Annotated in this window: 18 protein-coding genes; 1 reads left to right on the top strand and 17 read right to left on the bottom strand. The window is 68.0% G+C overall.

All coding sequences use genetic code 11. The features are described 5' to 3' along the window. Positions 1-155: 155 nt before the first annotated feature. The 12 genes from VJ655_RS20985 to VJ655_RS20930 form a co-directional block, all read right to left on the bottom strand. Complete coding sequence (locus VJ655_RS20985; RefSeq protein WP_324114547.1) at positions 156-923, bottom strand: helix-turn-helix domain-containing protein; 768 nt, start codon at positions 921-923, stop codon at positions 156-158. A 70-nt stretch (positions 924-993) separates the two neighbouring features. Then, positions 994-2154: a tyrosine-type recombinase/integrase gene (locus tag VJ655_RS20980; RefSeq protein WP_324114545.1), complete on the bottom strand. Its 1161-nt coding sequence runs from the start codon at positions 2152-2154 to the stop codon at positions 994-996. 549 nt (positions 2155-2703) lie between these two features. Continuing rightward, the gene (locus VJ655_RS20975) at positions 2704-3108 is read right to left on the bottom strand and encodes an OsmC family protein (RefSeq protein WP_324114543.1); all 405 of its coding nucleotides are present in this window, start codon (positions 3106-3108) and stop codon (positions 2704-2706) included. Between the two features lie 93 nt (positions 3109-3201). Further along, positions 3202-3627 carry an arsenate reductase (glutaredoxin) gene (arsC, locus tag VJ655_RS20970; protein WP_324114541.1) on the bottom strand — a complete coding sequence of 142 codons (426 nt, stop codon included), beginning with the start codon at positions 3625-3627 and terminating at the stop codon, positions 3202-3204. A gap of 11 nt (positions 3628-3638) precedes the next feature. Beyond that, positions 3639-4709, bottom strand: coding sequence for an ACR3 family arsenite efflux transporter (gene arsB, locus VJ655_RS20965; protein ID WP_324114539.1), 1071 nt, complete (start codon positions 4707-4709; stop codon positions 3639-3641). A gap of 39 nt (positions 4710-4748) precedes the next feature. Beyond that, positions 4749-5282, bottom strand: a complete 534-nt coding sequence (locus VJ655_RS20960; RefSeq protein WP_324114537.1) for an arsenate reductase ArsC — start codon at positions 5280-5282, stop codon at positions 4749-4751. Beyond that, positions 5279-5653: a metalloregulator ArsR/SmtB family transcription factor gene (locus VJ655_RS20955; protein ID WP_324114535.1), complete on the bottom strand. Its 375-nt coding sequence runs from the start codon at positions 5651-5653 to the stop codon at positions 5279-5281. The genes VJ655_RS20960 and VJ655_RS20955 overlap by 4 nt, the downstream gene beginning before the upstream one ends. 63 nt (positions 5654-5716) lie before the next feature. Beyond that, positions 5717-6886 (bottom strand): MFS transporter, encoded by a 1170-nt coding sequence (locus VJ655_RS20950; RefSeq protein ID WP_324114533.1) that lies wholly within the window; start codon positions 6884-6886, stop codon positions 5717-5719. Next, complete coding sequence (locus VJ655_RS20945; RefSeq protein WP_324114531.1) at positions 6883-7377, bottom strand: arsinothricin resistance N-acetyltransferase ArsN1 family A; 495 nt, start codon at positions 7375-7377, stop codon at positions 6883-6885. Before VJ655_RS20945 ends, VJ655_RS20950 begins: the two co-directional genes overlap by 4 nt. Next, positions 7374-8114 (bottom strand): arsenical resistance protein ArsH, encoded by a 741-nt coding sequence (arsH, locus tag VJ655_RS20940; RefSeq protein WP_324114529.1) that lies wholly within the window; start codon positions 8112-8114, stop codon positions 7374-7376. The genes VJ655_RS20945 and arsH overlap by 4 nt, the downstream gene beginning before the upstream one ends. A 59-nt stretch (positions 8115-8173) precedes the next feature. Next, entirely contained in the window at positions 8174-8500 is a 327-nt protein-coding gene (locus VJ655_RS20935) for a metalloregulator ArsR/SmtB family transcription factor (protein ID WP_324114527.1), read from the bottom strand. 146 nt (positions 8501-8646) lie between these two features. Then, on the bottom strand, positions 8647-9723 hold the full coding sequence (locus VJ655_RS20930) for a PLP-dependent cysteine synthase family protein (RefSeq protein WP_324114525.1): 1077 nt from the start codon (positions 9721-9723) through the stop codon (positions 8647-8649). A gap of 530 nt (positions 9724-10253) precedes the next feature. Between VJ655_RS20930 and VJ655_RS20925 the strand changes: the two genes are divergently transcribed. Further along, positions 10254-10856, top strand: coding sequence for an RNA polymerase sigma factor (locus VJ655_RS20925; RefSeq protein WP_324114523.1), 603 nt, complete (start codon positions 10254-10256; stop codon positions 10854-10856). 16 nt (positions 10857-10872) lie between these two features. Here the strand turns inward: VJ655_RS20925 and VJ655_RS20920 are convergent, their stop codons facing one another. The 5 genes from VJ655_RS20920 to VJ655_RS20900 all read right to left on the bottom strand — a co-directional run. Then, on the bottom strand, positions 10873-11598 hold the full coding sequence (locus tag VJ655_RS20920) for an amino acid ABC transporter ATP-binding protein (RefSeq protein ID WP_349254739.1): 726 nt from the start codon (positions 11596-11598) through the stop codon (positions 10873-10875). Positions 11599-11606: 8 nt separating this feature from the next. Next, on the bottom strand, positions 11607-12635 hold the full coding sequence (locus VJ655_RS20915) for an amino acid ABC transporter permease (protein ID WP_324114519.1): 1029 nt from the start codon (positions 12633-12635) through the stop codon (positions 11607-11609). Continuing rightward, entirely contained in the window at positions 12632-13768 is a 1137-nt protein-coding gene (locus VJ655_RS20910; protein ID WP_324114517.1) for an ABC transporter permease subunit, read from the bottom strand. The genes VJ655_RS20915 and VJ655_RS20910 overlap by 4 nt, the downstream gene beginning before the upstream one ends. Next, positions 13765-14883 (bottom strand): amino acid ABC transporter substrate-binding protein, encoded by a 1119-nt coding sequence (locus VJ655_RS20905; protein ID WP_324114515.1) that lies wholly within the window; start codon positions 14881-14883, stop codon positions 13765-13767. Before VJ655_RS20905 ends, VJ655_RS20910 begins: the two co-directional genes overlap by 4 nt. Continuing rightward, on the bottom strand, positions 14867-16124 hold a 1258-nt coding region (locus VJ655_RS20900; RefSeq protein ID WP_324114513.1), incomplete at its 5' end, for an amidohydrolase family protein. The genes VJ655_RS20900 and VJ655_RS20905, both read right to left, overlap by 17 nt.

Raw genomic sequence — 16124 nt, 5'->3', positions numbered from 1 at the left:
CACAACTTGTTCAACCTCCCCCAGACCCCCTCCGGGCGGCTGAAAGATCAGTGGCTCACTAGGCGGCGACGCGCTGCGCTAGCTGACCGCTACGCGCCTCGCCGCCGGTCCGGGAACAAAGCGTAGAGGGGTCAATATTGGACGCCGATCGGGGGTCAGTTTTGAACGCCGTTTGACACACTGCCAACATATTGGATAATCCGGACCGCTTTGCGATCAAGCCCGCTGAAGATCGAAAGCTTCTTGGCGAAGAGCAGAGCGCCAAGGTTGGTGATGTCCCACCGCTCGGCCGTCTCATGGCGGATAAACCGGTCAGCCGCCAAGCGTTCAAAAATGCCGGCTCTATTGTCGGGCAGGCGCTGATTTGAAAGATCAAAGTACGCTGCGTAGTCCAGGTTCTGGAGAACGTCGTCGCCGCTGACGAAGCTCAACGCCACGCCGTGTTCCCAATTGAAGGGTCGGAGCTTCGCCCAAAGCGCCGCTTCGATTTCCTTATGGTCGGCCAACTTCGGCGTGGCGCTGCCGAGGCGCACATAGGCCGTTCGATCATAGGCTACGGGATTGGTCGTAGCGGCGGGGATGGAGAGTACGATCAGCCGGCCTTCGGGATGCTCGAGTTCTTCGAACTGGAGGTTTGGACAGGGATCAAGCATTTGACCCAGCCAAATTTGCAGCCCCTGGTTTGCGACCTTCATTGTTTCGGGATGGAAGGCCGTGCCGACGACGTTCTTCGTTTCATCGTCAACGCCCCAGATCAAATAGGCCGTTTCACGGTCCGCTAACCGCGCGCCGTTTGCCAGGCCTGAGATCGTCAGAGCGATCCGCTCGGGGTTGATATTGTTGGCTTTGAACTCGAACCAGTTCGCTTCCGCGGTCTGGCGCCGGAGATCCTCGACAATCGCGAACAGTCGGGCGGGGTTCAAAGCCAGATCTCAACGTGAACAAGGGAAAGGCGCTGTGCGATTAGCACGGCATTGCAGTGCTCGGGAGCCATCATAAAGAAAGTCCGGCTAGAGCTTCTGTCGCGGCCCGGCGATTCAGATGGCCATAGTGCCTCTCGATCATCTCTGCGCTCGTATCGCTGATCTGCCCAACGGTCAGCAGGGGAAGGCCGGCATTGACGAGATCGGTGATCGTGCTGTGTCGTAATGTGTAGGCGGTAACGCCAGCGGGCAGCTCCGCCTTTCTAGCGGCGGCGGCGACCGGAGTCTTCCAGGTGTCACGGTCCCAAGAAACGCCATTGGCGCGAACGAAAAGCGGCGCGCCTGGTGGTCGCCCGGCCGCCTGCTCGGAAAAGAGTTTCGTGGCGGCGGCGGGCAAGAGAATCCGACGCGGCTTGCCGCTTTTGTCCTTCCCGATGGTCAGTTCAGCGGTCCGCGCGTCAAAATCTGATGCCAGGAGGCGAGCAACCGCGCCGGGGCGAAGGGGCAAAAGGCAAAGAGCCCTGACGAACGGTTCGATTTCCGCCTCGATGTTTTCCAGAAGGCGACGCCGCTGATCGCGGTCCAGGTAGAGCGTCCTTTGCCGATCCGCGTTTCGAATGGGCAGCAGCGCCTCGTGCCACGCGGCCTCCGTATTCGGCGTGCCGGGCGCTAGAATCTTATTCAACGCTGCCCGCAGCATCGCCATGTCCCGATTGACCGACGCTGGCGCACGAGGACGTGTAAGCTGATCGCCAGACTTGCGGCGGGTGACGAGCGCGGGCCGGTCCTCCAACCGCTGGCGCCAAGCCTTGAGGTGGCTGCGCCGCAGCTTGGACAGCTTCACCTTCGCTATTGGGTCGGAATAGACGTGCCGTTTGAAGCGCCCATCGGCTTCGGTATTGATCTCGGCATATTGCTCGCATGCATCGCGCACGGTTTCGGCTGCCAGCTCGACGCCCCCTCCGGCCTCCACCATAGCCGTGAAGTCCTCGGCTTCCTTCTTGGCGGCAACAAACCGATCACGCCCGGCCAGAAAGCCAAAGTCACCAATAGCCTTCAGGCGATAGGCCTTGATCTCTTCGTCATAAGCGCGAGCAACCCAGGTGCCGGCACCTTCTCGGACAGACGGCCTGTAACCCAGAAAACATCCGGGTCGGATGCGTTGCCAGTACGGCTCACGCCTGGGCGCGAGCGCGTCTCGGTCCTTCACCTTGCTTAAATCGACCGCCATCTCGCCTCGCCGCCATGGTCAAGCCGTACGGAAAATACGGAAAAAGTACGGAAAACAGGGTGGGACGACGCTGGAGCGTTAGAGACAAATAGTCAATAAAAACAGAGCCAAAGAAATCCCAGCAAATCCCAATTTGCCCCATTTCTCTGCCCTCCGAAGGCAAAGGTCACACGTTCGAATCGTGTCGGGTGCGCCATTTTCCCGCGAAATCGACGACTTATCGAGGCGCGCCGCGTGGTCTGGGCGGATCGTTTCTCCCGGAAGCGGGCCGAAGCAGGCTCTCTAGATATCCCCGAAAGCGCGCTGCTTCCCATATCCGCAAGCAAGCCAAGCTCTTCAGTCGCGCGTGAATGGCAAGTACGCGCCAATTGCCGCCGCTGGCTCATCTCCAGAAACTAGCCTCCAGAGTGATGTTGGACCCAGGTCGGTTCTCGTTCCCCCGTCCTAGAAAATCATCGCCCATAACCCTCGAGGCACGAGGCCGTGCGAACGCTCAAGCTCTTCCGGCGATCGCTTCAGGCTCCTGAAAACGGCCCTCACGCCGACGCCTCATCGTCGGGCTTGGATGATCCCTTCCAGCTTCGTGGCGAGGGCGACCGTATTGGAGATGGTGCCGTACTTGCGGACGTTCTTATGCAAGAGCTCGAGCCGCTGGTCGCTCTCATCGGTGTCGACGATCAGAACGTAGTCGACCGAGACGATCAGCGGCGGGGCGTCCTGGCGTACGGCGTGCAGCCGCACCTCGACCCCGCGAAGATTAAAGTCGAGCATCGGGGTGACGCGCTCGATGCCCTTGATCATGCAGGCGGCGATCGCGGCCAGAAAGAGTTCGGCGGGATTGAAGGCGTCCGAGCGGCCGGCGAGGTCGGTGTCGAGCACCACCTCGGCGGCCTTGGCCTGAGCCACGGAGCCGTGGTTGTCCACGCGTCGGGCCGTAACGCGATACTCAAGCATGAGCGTCCTCCTGTCGCGCGCAGAGACTAGCCCCGCGCCGGATGACGTCCATGATCGAACGCAAAGCGCGCCCTCCCCGCTCCCCCGTCGCCTTTAGGGTCGGCCCGACAGGTCGACGATCTCTCCGTCTTCCTTGATGAAACTGGCGGGGTGGCGATCGAGGAGATCAAACACCACCTCCGACGGCCGGCAGAGCTTGACCCCGCGCGGCGTGACCACCAGCGGCCGATTGACCAGGATCGGATGGGCGATCATGGCGTCGAGAATCTGGTCCTCGCTGACGCCATCGGTGGTCAAGCCAAGCTCTTCGGCCGGCGTGCCGCGCGTACGCATCAATTGACGGAAGGTCAGGCCGGCCGCGCCGGCCAGGTCGCGCAGCTGCTCATGGGTCCAGCCGGTCTGCAGGTATTCGATGACCGTGGGCTCGTAGCCAGCGGCGCGGACCATGGCCAGGACGTTGCGGGAGGTTCCGCAGCTCGGGTTGTGATAGATCACCACCGGGAATTCAGGGTCGCTCATGGGTCACCGTCTTACGCTTTGAAGGCTGTGTCGCCGCGCGCGGCGGCGACCTTGCGCACGGCCTTGCCGCGCTCGTACCAGGGCTTGGAGGCGTTCACGATCGCCACGATCGAGAGCATCACCGGCACCTCGATCAGGACCCCGACCACCGTCGCCAGGGCCGCGCCCGACTGGAAGCCAAAGAGACTGATGGCGGCGGCGACCGCCAGTTCGAAGAAGTTGCTGGCCCCGATCAGGGCCGAGGGCCCGGCCACGCAATGGGCCTCGCCGCTCAGGCGGTTGAGCAGATAGGCCAGACCGGAATTGACATAGACCTGGATCAGGATCGGCACGGCCAGCAAGGCGATGACCAGCGGCTGCTTGAGGATCTGCTCGCCCTGGAAGCCAAACAGCATGACCAGGGTCGCCAGCAACGCCACGATCGACAGCGGCTGCAGCACCGACAGGAAGCGGCTCAAGGCCGCCTCGCCCTTGGCCAGCAGGGCCTTGCGGATCAGCTGAGCCGCCAGGACCGGCACGACGATGTAGAGTCCGACCGACAGGGTCAGGGTCGACCAAGGCACGGTGATGGCCGAAAGCCCTAGCAGCAGGCCGACGATCGGCGCGAAGGCCACGATCATGATGGTGTCGTTCAGCGCCACCTGGCTCAGGGTGAAGTTCGGCTCGCCCTTGGTCAGGTTGCTCCAGACAAAGACCATGGCCGTGCAGGGCGCGGCGGCCAGCAGGATCAGGCCGGCGATGTAGCTGTCGATCTGGTCGGCGGGCAGATAGGGTCGAAAGAGCTGGCTGATGAAGATCCAGCCCAGCAGCGCCATCCCGAACGGCTTGACCAGCCAGTTGATCAGCAGGGTCACCGAGATCCCGCGCCAGTGACGGGCGACCTGCCCCAGAGCCGCGAAATCAACCTTGATCAGCATCGGGACGATCATCAGCCAGATCAGGCCCGCCATCGGCAGGTTGACCTGGGCGATCTCGGCGGCGGCGATAAGCTGGAAGGCCGGGGCGAAGACATGGCCAAGCGCGACGCCGGCGACGATGCACAGCCCCACCCAAAGCGTGAGGTAACGTTCAAAGATAGACATCCGGGGTCCTGGTCGGAGGCCGCGCGCGGCGTAGTGAACCTAAGCCGCGCTCTCGTCCGGCGCGATCGACTTGCCGATCTCCTCGAGGCGCTTTTGCAGCGACAGGCGGTCGAGCGAAGCCATTGGTAAGGCGCAGAAGAGCGTGATGCGGCTATTGAGCTGGCGGTAGGCCTCGGCGAACGCCAGGGCGATTTCGGCCTCGGAACCGCCAGCGTCGCCCGGGTTGGGAATCCCCCAGTGGGCGCTCATCGGCTGGCCTGGCCAGATCGGGCAGACTTCGCCGGCGGCGTTGTCGCAGACGGTGAACACGAAATCGAGCTCGGGGGCGTTGGGATTGCTTTCCAGCGAGAACTCATCCCAGCCCTTCGAGCGCAAGTGGTCGGTCTTGTAGTTGAGGCGCTGAAGGAGACTGATGGCGTGGGGATTGACCTCGCCGCTCGGCATGGAGCCGGCGGAATAGGCGACGAAGCGCCCCGCTCCGACCCGGTTCATGATGCTTTCGGCCAGGATCGATCGCGCCGAATTGTGGGTGCAGAGAAAAAGCACGTTGTAGGGACGGGTCTGGGCGGTCATGGCGTCGTCTCCAGGGGCGCAAGGCAGGTCCCGTCGCAGTCGGCGGCGCGGGCCAGGATGTCGCCGAGCGGGGCGCAGACCTCCGGGGCGCCGCCGCAACAGTCGTCCATCAGAAAGGTCAAAAGCTCGGTCATCGCCCCATAGCGGGCGGAGTAGATGATCGAGCGACCCTCGCGCCGGGAGTCGATCAGCCCGGCGTGGCTGAGGATGTTGAGGCCCGACGACAGGGTGTTGGGCAGGATGCCCGTGGTGCGGGCGATCTCGCCGGCGGCCATACCGCCCTGCCCGGTCTTGATCAGCAGGCGGAAGATGGCCAGCCGCCCCTCGTGAGCCAGGGCGCTGAGCGCGGTGACGGCGGTTTTTGATTCCATAATTCCAACATACTCGAATAATGAGAAGGTTCAATGACGCCGCCCGCCCTTTCGTCGGCGAGGTCAGGCTGGCCTGGCGGACTTGGCCGGACGCGTCGACAGCGGCGCCAGCAGCGCGAGCGCGGTAAGGCAGGCCAGGCACGCGGCCGCCAGCGCGGCGCTGGCCGAAACGCCCATCGCCAGGGCGAAGGCGAACGGCGCGAGCGCCTGGGCCAGCCGACCGGGCATGGCGATCAGCCCCAGGCGCGCGCCATAACCGCCGGGCCCGAACAACGCCAGCGGCGCGCTGCCGCGGGCGATCGTGAAGAGCCCGTTGCCGGCCCCATAGAGCGCGGCGAGCGCCATCAGACCCGCTGGGCCGCTCACCACGGCCAGACCGGCGCCGATCGGCAGCAGCACGACGGCGATGCGGGCGGCGTTCAGCGGATGCAGCCGCCGGGCCAGGCCCCATTCGACTAGTCGCGCCAGGACCTGGGCCGGCCCAACCAGGGCGGCCGCGGCGAGCGCCTGGCCTGGCGTGGCGCCCAACCCCTTGAGCAGCAGCGGCAGGTGAGCGCCCAGAGCCGCGCCGACCGCGCTCATCGCCGCGAAGGCGCTGGCCAACAGGAGCACCGCCGAGAGGGGCGGGTCGGTATGGACCAGCGTCGGACGATCGGCCGCCTCGTTGGCCTCTCCAGGCCCCGCGGGCAGTCTAAGGTGCAGCGGCAGGGCCAACAGCAGCTGAGCCCCGCCCCAGAGCAGACACGCCGCGCGCCAGCCGTGATGGTCAGCGACAAAGGCGGTCAGGGGCCAGCCTATGGTGCTGGCGAAGCCTGCGATCAGGGTCACGCCCGTGATCGGTCCGCGCGCGGCCGCGCCAAACCAGCCCACGAGACCGGCGAAGGCGACGTCGTAGAGGCCAAGCGCCATACCCAGGCCGATCAGCGCCCAGGCGCCAAACAGCATCCACGCCCCTTGCGCCAAGGCCAGGGCGATCAGGCCGGCGGCCAGGACGAGGTTGGAGAGGACGAGCACGCCGCGCGCGCCATGGCGATCGACGCGCCGGCCGATCGCCGGCCCGAGCGCCACGGTGACCAGGAGCGCGCCGGCGTAGGCGGCGAACACCGTCGGCGTGGCCAGGCCCAGATCCTTGGCCATGGGCGCGGCCAGCACCGCTGGCAGATAGGCGCTGGAGGCATAGCCCAGGGTCTGGGTGACCCCCAGCCGAAGCACCGCGCGGCGCGGGGTGATCACGCCTCGATCAGGCGCTCGACGGCGACCACGTCGCGCCAGACGCCATCGAGCTGGCCATGGCGCTGATGCACGCCGACCTCACGGAACCCCTGGCTGCGCAGAAGGCCCAGGCTGGCGCTATTCTCGACGAAGACGCGCGAGAGCAGCTTGTGCAGGCCCTGGCCCCTGGCCGCCTCGATCAGGGCGGCCATGGCGTGCTTGCCGACGCCCGTTCCGCGATGACCACGTTCGACATAGACCGAGAACTCGGCGATGCCGGCGTAGCAGCAGCGATCGGAATAGGCGAAGGTCGCCGCGTAGCCGACGACCGCTCCGGCCGTGTCGGTGACCACCACGACCGGCAGGCCGCTGGCCAGCCAGGCCTCCGCCGCCTCGACCCCGCGCGGGCTGGTCTCGAAGGTGGCGATGCGGTCCTCGATGCCCTGGTTGTAGATGCTGACCATGGCCGGGGCGTCGGCCAGGGTCGCGGCTCGCGCGTTGAACGCGCTCATGCCACAGCCTCGGCCGTCTCGTGTTCCATGGCCTTGGCGCCGAGCCAGTGTTCGTGGGTCTGCCGACCGGCCGCCTTGCGCTCGCTATAGCGGTCGACCAGGTAGTCGGCGCGATCGCGGGTCAGGAGGGTGAACTTGTAAAGCTCCTCCATCACGTCGACGACGCGATCGTAATAGCTCGACGGCTTCATGCGATCGTTCTCGTCGAACTCGCGATAGGCCATGGCCACCGACGACTGGTTGGGAATCGTGATCATCCGCATCCAGCGGCCCAGCAGCCGCAGGGTGTTGACCGCGTTGAACGATTGCGAGCCGCCGCTGACCTGCATGACCGCCAGGGTCTTGCCCTGGGTCGGGCGCACGCTGCCGATCTCCAGCGGGATCCAGTCGATCTGGGCCTTCATGATCCCGGTGATGGCGCCGTGGCGCTCGGGGCTGCACCAGACCTGGCCTTCGGACCATTCGGAGAGCGCCCGCAACTCCTGGACCTTGGGGTGGTCGGGCGGTGTTGCGTCGGGGAGCGGCAGGCCGGCCGGGTCGAAGATCCTGGTCTCCGCGCCCATCGCCTCCAACAGGCGCTGGGCCTCAAGGACCAAGAGCTTGCTGAACGAGCGCTCGCGCAGGGAGCCATAGAGCAGCAGGATGCGCGGCGGGTGGGTCGAGACCTTGGCCGGCTCGAGCTTTGCGAGGCTCGGCCGGTCGGCGAAGGCTGGATTGAGGGCGGGAAAGTCGGTCAAGCGGCGGGTCCCTTCATCACGAAATCCCTAGAAACATGGTGGTGTGCGGCTAAAAAAACTCAGGCGGCGCTGTCTTGCGCGCAGCCCAATCCCAGGCCGACGCAGCAGTTTTCGGTCAGGTAGGCGGCCAGAGCGTTCACCCGGCCATAGTCGGCCGTGCAGATCAGCTCGCGCCCCCGCTTGGCCTGGCGCACCAGGCCCGCCCGGGACAGGGCCGTCAGATGATGTGACAGGGTCGAGGCCGGGATCTCGGTGAGACGCACCAGGTCGGTGACATTGGCCCCCGCGTCGCCGGCCCGGACCAGCAGCCGAAAGAGGCGCAGGCGGACGGGACTTCCCAGGGCCGACAGCCCGGCGGCGGCGTCATCTTCGGTGAGTAGCGACATGACGTCACTATATTTCTAGAGATATAGTGACGTCAAGCGCCGGGCTTGAGCGACGCGGCGCGGCGGGCGCGGGCTGGCCGATGGGGGCGTGTGCTAGTGGCCAGCGCCACGTCCGTTCAGCTTCCGCCCAAGCCGCGTCCAGGGCTCTAAAGCGCGCGCCAGCCGATCAACTCGACCTCGGGGGTCAGGTAGCCTGGCCGCACCGGCTCTTCCTGGGCCAGGGCCGTGGACAGATAGCGAGCATGGTTGTCGCACAGCACGGTGGCGACGCGGGCGTCGGGGCGGTTCTCTAGCACCTTGATCGCGGCCACGAGGTTGGCGCCGCTCGAGATGCCCACCCCCAGGCCTAGCTGCCGGGCGACCTTCTGGGCCATCAGGATGGCGTCGCCGTCGTGGACGGCGATCACCGGAGCCAGCTCGTTGAGCTTGACGATGTCGGGGATGAACTCGTCGGAAACGCCCTGGATGCGGTGATGGCCGACCTTGTGACCGGTCGACAGGGTCGGCGACTCCGCCGGCTCGACCGGATGGACGGCGGCCGAAAGACCCCGGTCGCGGAACAGGCGGCCAAAGCCCATGACCGTGCCGCCGGTGCCGACCCCGGCCACGAAGGCGTCGGGGGCCAGGCGATGGCCGGCCATCTGGGTCAGCAGCTCCTCGGCGGTGCCGTGATAGTGGGCCCGCCAGTTATCGTCGTTGGAGAACTGGCGCGACAGGAAGGCGCCCTTGGCGCCGGCATAGGCCTCGGCCATCTTCACCGAGCCAACGAAACCGCCCTCGTCCTTCGAGACCAGGCGGATGGTGGCGCCGTGGCTGGTCAGAAGGGCCCGGCGCTCCAGACTCATCCAGTCGGGCATGAAGATGGTCACCGGATGGCCCAGGGCCCGGCCCAAGGCGGCGAGCGCGATGCCGGCGTTGCCGCTGGTGGCCTCGACGATCTCCTGGCCTGGCGCGAGCTCCCGCCGCTCATAGGCCGCGCCGATGATGCTGCAGGCCATGCGGTCCTTGATGCTGCCGGTCAGGTTATAGAGCTCGGCCTTGGCGTAGATCGTCGCCGGCCGGCCGCGCCAGGTCAGGTCGATGGCCAGGAGCGGCGTGCGGCCGACCAGGCTCGCCATCGCCCCGAGCGCGGCCAGGGCCTGGTCACAGCAACGCCCCGGCGAGGCCTGGGGCGGGGAGGCGAAACGGTGGGCGGCGGCCAGGTCGATCGAACCCGCGAACATGACAAGTACCTTGCTGTGTGCATGACCAGGGCGCGGCGGCGGGTCGGCGCGAGCGCGCCTCCCGCGCCTCCCGCGCCAAGGCCGTAAACCCTGCCGATCAGGCCATCAAAAGTCTTCCCCAATTTTCCCACGATTTGGCGCTTTGACGGTGGTTTTCTCCCAATGGATTTAACGACCGTAGATCGGACCCGAGCGATCAGCCCCCATGACACCCAGTTTTAGCGACAAGCGCGCGCCACTGAGATTCCCGGCCCCGCTCTAGTCTTTCGCAGAAAAACCCACGCTAGGCGACGAAAGCCAAATTTTCTCCACCAGAGGCGGGTGGGCGCGGGCCAGTTTGGGAAGACACCACAGCCGGGCCTATGGAACAGTTCATGACGATGAGGGGTGACCGGGGCCTTGAGACAACCACAGCACGGGGCCCGGCGCGCATCGGACGACAACGACAACTTTGAGATTAGTTACACGATCGACGACGGTACTGGGGGCGTTTGAAATTGTCGCAGACTGCAGCACCGGCTCACGAGTACATGGCCAATGCCGCCGCGCTCGACAGCCTTCTGACCACAAGTCCGGCCGATTATTTCTGGCGCTTCGCGCCGGAGCTGCGGAGCTATCTGTCGCGGCGGCTCGACAGCAGCGAGATCGACGACGTCGTGCAGGACGTGATGTTGAAGCTCCACACCCGCGACGCCCGCTGGGATATCCGCTTTCCAAAGCGCTATTTCTACCAGGTGGTCCGCTCGACCCTGGTTGATCTCTACCGCCGCAATCGCTCGCGCTGCGTCCATCACCATTGCGAGCTGTCGCCCGAGACCCATCCGCGCGACGAGCTCTCGCCGATCCGCATCCTGCAGGCGCGCCAGGAGATGGCCGCGGCCCGCGACGCCCTCGCCCAGCTGCCGGCCCGCACGCGCGAGATTCTGCTGGCCGTGCGGGTCGAGGGCCAGAGCCTCAAGGCCGTGGCCGCCCGACACGGCATTTCGACCAGCGCCGTCGAAAAGCATATCACCCGCGGCCTCAACGCGCTGTCGGCCCAGCTCTATGACGAGGACGAGGCGTTCGGGGAGGACTGGGGGGCCAGCGCGCGCATGCGCCGCCTGGCGCTGGCTTCCGCCCCGCGCCTGAGCTAGCCGCGGCCTTTGGGCGTCAGGCGCGCAACCGGCCCAGAAAGGCGCGGGTGCGCGCCTCGCGCGGGTCGGCGAAGAAGCTGGCCGGCGGCCCGGCCTCGAGGATCTTGCCCTCGTCCATGAAGATCACCCGGTCGGCGACGTCGCGGGCGAACCCCATCTCGTGGGTGACGACGATCATGGTCATGCCCGAGGCGGCCAGGCCCCGCATCACCTCCAGCACCTCGCCGACCATTTCCGGATCGAGCGCCGATGTCGGCTCGTCGAACAGCATGACCTTGGGGGCCATGGCCAGGGCCCGGGCGATGGCGGCGCGCTGCTGCTGGCCGCCCGACAGTTGGACGGGGTGCTTATCGGCATGGCCGGCGATGCGGACCCGCTCGAGCAGGGCCATGGCCCGGTCCTTGGCCTCGGCGCGCGACAGCCCCAGCACCCGCATCGGGGCCAGGGTGCAATTGTCGAGCACGGTCAGGTGGGGAAAGAGATTGAAGGCCTGGAAGACCATGCCGCTGGCGCGGCGGGCGGCCGCGGCTTGCCGGCCGCGGGCGGCCAGATCCTGGCCATCGACGCGGATGGTCCCGCCCTGATGCGGCTCCAGGCCATTGATCGTGCGGATCAGGGTCGACTTGCCCGAGCCCGAGGGTCCTAGGACGACAACCTTCTCGCCGGCGGCGACGGTAAGATCCAGGCCACGCAGCACCGGCTGGTCGCCGTACCACTTCTGGAGATTGTCGATCTCGATCATCGACTGGCTCATGCGGGACTCCGGGGGGCGATCTGAAGGCGCCGCTCGAGGGCGGCGGCGGCGCGCGACAGGCCAAAGCACAAGAGCCAGAACGACAGGCCCACGAAGATGTAGGCCTCCGGCTCCAGCCCCTGCCAGGCAAAGTCGCTGACGGCGTTGCGCAGCACGCCAGTGATGTCGAGAACGCCGATCACATAGAGGAGACTGGTGTCCTTCAGAAGGCCGATGAAGCTGTTGACCAGGGCCGGGGTCGCCGTGCGCAGGGCCTGGGGTAGGACGACATCGACCAGGGCGCGCCACGAACCAAGGCCCAGCGCCCGGGCCGCCTCGCGCTGGCCTTGGGACACGGCCATCAAGCCGCCGCGCACGGCCTCGGCCATGTAGGCGGCCTCGAACAGGGTGATGGCGACCATGGCCCGGCCGAGCTTGTCGAGCGGCAGGGCCGGCGGCAGCAGCAGCGGGGCCAGCACCGCGGCGGCGAACAGCACCACGATCAGCGGCGCGGCCCGCACGGTCTCGACATAGGCGCTGGCCAGCAGGCGAATGACCGGCAAGGGGCTTTGGCGGGCCAGGCCCAGGAGCACGCCGAGCGGCAGGGCGAAGATGGCGCAGACCGCGCCGACGATCAGGTTGAGGGCCAGGCCGCCCCAATAGGCGCTGGGCACGCTGGGCAGCAGGCGCGCCCCGCCCATCAGGGCCAGGCAGACCACGGCCCCTAGCGGGGCGGTGGCGAGGGTGAGGCCGGCGCGGCCCGGGATGGCGAGCGGCGCGAGCCCGGCCACCAGCGCCAGGACGGCCAGCAGGACGCGGACGCCGTGGCCGGGGGGATAGAAGCCGGTCAGGATCTGCGGGGCGCGGGCGGTGATCATCGCCCAGCAAGCTCCGGCCGGATCGCAGGCGGCGCGGCTGTCGCCGGTCCAGGTCGCATCGAGGATCAACCAGCGCAGCGCTGGCCCGGCCAGCACTAGGGCGACCGCGGCGGCCAGCGCCCACGCGGCCCACCGGCTCCAGTGACGCTTGCGTCCGCCGGGGCTCATCGCGCCGCCCAGCGCGCCTGGCGCGCGGCCCAGAGGTTGATCAGTCCGCTGATCGCCAGGCTGAGGGCCAGGTAGAAGACGAGGATCAGGCCCAGGGTCTCGATCGCCTGACCGGTCTGGTTCAGCACCGTGCCGCCCAGCAAGGCGACGAGATCGGGATAGCCGACGACGATGGCCAGAGAGGCGTTCTTGGCCAGGTTCAGATACTGGCTGGCCAGTGGCGGGGCGGCCACCCGCAGGGCCTGTGGCAGGGTGATAAGCCCAAGGGTCTGGGCGGGCGACAGGCCCAGCGCCTGGGCGGCCTCGGCCTGGCCAGGGGCGACCGCCGCCAGGGCCCCGCGCACGACCTCGGCGATGTAGCCGCCGGTATAGAGACCTAGCGCCCCGACCAGGGCCAGGAGCGGTGGCGAGACGACCTGGCCGCCGACGAAGCCAAAGCCCTGGGCGCGGGGGACCTCCAGGCCCGAGACCGATAAGACGAGGCCCAGGCCACAAAAGCCCAGCCAGCCAAAGCTCAGCACCTGGGCCGCGCGGCGCGTGGGCGCCAGGCGCCAGATGGCGACCAGGGCCGCCAGGGCGAGCGCCGCCCCGGCCAGCGCCCCGCCCTGCCCCCAGCGCCAGTCAAGGCGCGGCAGGTAGAGACCGCGGTTGCTGACAAAGCCCAGACCAGCCAGGTCGAGGGCGGCGCGGGGCGGCGGAGCCATGGCCAGTAGGCTGTAGAGCACCAAGAGCAGCACGGGCAGCGGGATATTGCGGAAGAGCTCGACATAGCCGCGGGCCAGGATCCGGACTGGCGCGGACCTCGCGCGCAGGGCCACGCCGAAGGCCAGGCCCAGCAGGCTGGCGAGGCCGGCGGCCAGGCCCGTGACCTTGAGCGTGTTGAGCGCCCCGACCAGCAGGACCTTGGCGTTGCTGTCGCGCGGCGAATAGGCGATCGGCGTCTCGGCGATGTCGAAGCCGGCGGCGCGGCCCAGGAAGTCAAAGCCGGAGGCCAAGCCACTGGCGCGCAGATTGGCCGCGCCGTTGCGGGCCAGCATCGCCAGAAGAGCGACGACGGCGGCCAGGGCCAGGCCCTGCCAGGCGAGGCTGGCCAGGCGCTGACCGGTGATCGGGACAGCGGGCGGGCGGCTCATCGCATCGGCGGGGCGTAGAGGAGGCCCGGCGGGCTGGCGTTCCACAGGGCGTTGAGGCCGCGCTCGATCTTCAGGGGCGTCGTGGGACCCAGGTTGCGCGCGAAAACCTCGCCGTAGTTGCCGACCTGCTTGATGATCTGGAAGGCGAAGTCGTCGGAGAGGCCGATCATCGCCCCATAGCCGGGCTCCGCCCCCAGCAGGCGACGGATTTCGGGGTTGTCGCTGTGGGCGCGCAAGGCCTCGGCGTTGGCCGAGGTCACGCCCAGTTCCTCGGCCAGGATCATGGCGTTCAGCGTCCAGCGCACGACATTGCCCCAGCCGTCGTCGCCCTGGCGCACCACCGGGCCCAGGGGCTCCTTGGAGATCACCTCGGGCAGGATCAGGTGGTCGTCGGGGCGGGCCAGGGTGGCGCGGGCGGCGGCGAGGTTGGAGAGGTCGGCGGTATAGACGTCGCACTGCTCGCGGCCGTAGGCGGCGCGGGCCTTGTCCTCGGTGTCGAACACCACCGGCTCGTAGGTCAGCTTGTGAGCCCTGAAATAGTCGGTGAGGTTCATCTCGCTGGTCGAGCCGGTCTGGATGCAGATCCGCGCGCCGTTGAGCTGGGCCGCGTGGGTCACCCCCAGGGCCTTGCGCACCAGGAAGGCCTGGCCGTCGTAATAGTTGACCCCCGCGAAATCGAACTTGGCGTCGCGCGAGAAGGTCGCCGAGGTGTTGCGCCAGAGGACGTCGACCTCGCCGGCCTGCAGCACGGTCAGGCGCTCGGTCGAAGAGGTTGGCGTGAAGCGGGCGGCGTCGGCGCGGCCGAAGATCGCCGCGGCGGTGGCGCGACAAAAATCGGTGTCGAAGCCGCGCCAGCGGCCGGTGTTGTCGGCATAGGCAAAGCCGATCAGCCCCTGCTGGACGCCGCAGACCAGATAGCCGCGGGCCCGCACGGCGGCCAGGGTCCGCCCCTGCCCGGCCCCGGCCGCGCCCAGCGCCACGGGCGCGCCCTCGACCCCGACCGCCTTGGGCGGCGGACCATCGACGGCGCTGCCCGGATCGCCGCAACCAGTCAGGGCGGCGGCGAGCAAGCCAGCGGCGAGAACCGCCGCCAGCCCCCTAGCGGGGCGCGCCATCGCCGCTCTCGTAGCGATCGCGCAGGTCGAGCGCCCGCGAGCGCAGCGGCTGGGAGACGCCATCGACATAGATGGCGGTCGGCAGGCTGCGCGGCTCGAGCGGGTCGCCGTCCCAGATCACGAGGTCGGCGGCCCGGCCCGGCTGCAGCGAGCCGAGCTGGTCGGCGAGGCCGAAGATCCGGGCCGGGGCGATGGTGATCGCCTCCAAGGCCGCGGCGTAGGGCAGGCCCTGGGCGACGGCCGAGCCGGCCTCGTAGCGCAGTTCGCGAACCCGGTGGGCCGGATCGGGGCTGACGATGGCGATCTCGACGCCGGCCGCGCGCAGCTTGGCGGCGTTCTGCAGGCTGGCGCCGACGATCTCGAAGGTGCGCGGCAGGTCGGCGGTGGCGTTGAGGATCACCGGAACCTTGGCCGTGGCGATCTCGCTCGCCACCCGCCAGCCCTCCTCGGCCCCGTTGAGGATCACCCGCAGGCGCTGCTCGCGTGCGAAGGCCAGCACCTGGCGGATGTCGGCGGCGCGGTGGACGGTGACCAAGAGCGGCTCGCGACCGTCGATGACCGGGATCAGCGCCTCGAGATCGGCGCGCGACAGTTTCAGCTCGCGCAGATCGCCGCGATCGTAGGCGGCGCGGTTTTGCTTGTAGAGGCGGACCTCGTCGAGGCGGGCGCGCAGGAGGCCGATCTCGGCCCCGCGCGAGCCGCCCGCGCCGTTCTCGCCAAAGCGCATGGCCACGGCCAGGCGCGGCTTGACCAGGAGATCGCCGGCCAGGCGGATGGCCAGGACCTGGCCGTCGAACAGCGCGCCGTCGCCGTCATCGGCCCCACCGCCCTCGCCGTCACCGCCGGGGGCCGGCACGACGATGGCGCGGGTGACGCCGCCCAGGCGCGCGACCGGCACGAGCGTGGTGTCGGGGTTGAGGCCATATTGCGGATCGAAGGCCGCGCCGAGATCGGCCGACGCGCTCTTGGCGTCGTCCGTCCCCTTGACCGAATTGACCTCGCGTACGCCCAGCACGGTGTTGGGGGCGAAAAGACCGGGGGTGACGATCGCGCCCTTGGCGTCGATGACGCTGGCCCCCGCCGGCGGGGCCAGACCCTTGCCGACGGCTAGGATCTTGCCATCGCGGAGGATCACCGTGCCGTCGGCGATTTCGCCGGCTGGCCCCATGGTCAGGAGCCGGGCATGGACGATGGCTGTGGCGGGCGCGGCCAAGGCCGGCGCGGCCAGGCCCGAGGCGGCC

Origin of the sequence: Caulobacter sp., from assembly GCF_035254145.1 — a bacterium.
In the GTDB taxonomy this organism is placed as follows: domain Bacteria; phylum Pseudomonadota; class Alphaproteobacteria; order Caulobacterales; family Caulobacteraceae; genus Caulobacter.
The sequence above is the reverse complement of the archived record's forward strand: the minus strand, read 5'-3'. Positions and strand labels throughout refer to the sequence as shown.

What these genes read in the sequence shown, in the direction of transcription:
- VJ655_RS20935 (WP_324114527.1), bottom strand. Translation starts at nt 8,500, where the DNA reads ATGTCGCTACTCACCGAAGATGACGCCGCCGCCGGGCTGTCGGCCCTG.
- VJ655_RS20915 (WP_324114519.1), bottom strand. Translation starts at nt 12,635, where the DNA reads ATGAGCCCCGGCGGACGCAAGCGTCACTGGAGCCGGTGGGCCGCGTGG.
- VJ655_RS20930 (WP_324114525.1), bottom strand. Translation starts at nt 9,723, where the DNA reads ATGTTCGCGGGTTCGATCGACCTGGCCGCCGCCCACCGTTTCGCCTCC.
- VJ655_RS20905 (WP_324114515.1), bottom strand. Translation starts at nt 14,883, where the DNA reads ATGGCGCGCCCCGCTAGGGGGCTGGCGGCGGTTCTCGCCGCTGGCTTG.
- VJ655_RS20980 (WP_324114545.1), bottom strand. Translation starts at nt 2,154, where the DNA reads ATGGCGGTCGATTTAAGCAAGGTGAAGGACCGAGACGCGCTCGCGCCC.
- arsC (WP_324114541.1), bottom strand. Translation starts at nt 3,627, where the DNA reads ATGAGCGACCCTGAATTCCCGGTGGTGATCTATCACAACCCGAGCTGC.
- VJ655_RS20945 (WP_324114531.1), bottom strand. Translation starts at nt 7,377, where the DNA reads ATGAGCGCGTTCAACGCGCGAGCCGCGACCCTGGCCGACGCCCCGGCC.
- arsB (WP_324114539.1), bottom strand. Translation starts at nt 4,709, where the DNA reads ATGTCTATCTTTGAACGTTACCTCACGCTTTGGGTGGGGCTGTGCATC.
- VJ655_RS20975 (WP_324114543.1), bottom strand. Translation starts at nt 3,108, where the DNA reads ATGCTTGAGTATCGCGTTACGGCCCGACGCGTGGACAACCACGGCTCC.
- VJ655_RS20960 (WP_324114537.1), bottom strand. Translation starts at nt 5,282, where the DNA reads ATGACCGCCCAGACCCGTCCCTACAACGTGCTTTTTCTCTGCACCCAC.
- VJ655_RS20925 (WP_324114523.1), top strand. Translation starts at nt 10,254, where the DNA reads ATGGCCAATGCCGCCGCGCTCGACAGCCTTCTGACCACAAGTCCGGCC.
- VJ655_RS20920 (WP_349254739.1), bottom strand. Translation starts at nt 11,598, where the DNA reads ATGATCGAGATCGACAATCTCCAGAAGTGGTACGGCGACCAGCCGGTG.
- VJ655_RS20910 (WP_324114517.1), bottom strand. Translation starts at nt 13,768, where the DNA reads ATGAGCCGCCCGCCCGCTGTCCCGATCACCGGTCAGCGCCTGGCCAGC.
- VJ655_RS20955 (WP_324114535.1), bottom strand. Translation starts at nt 5,653, where the DNA reads ATGGAATCAAAAACCGCCGTCACCGCGCTCAGCGCCCTGGCTCACGAG.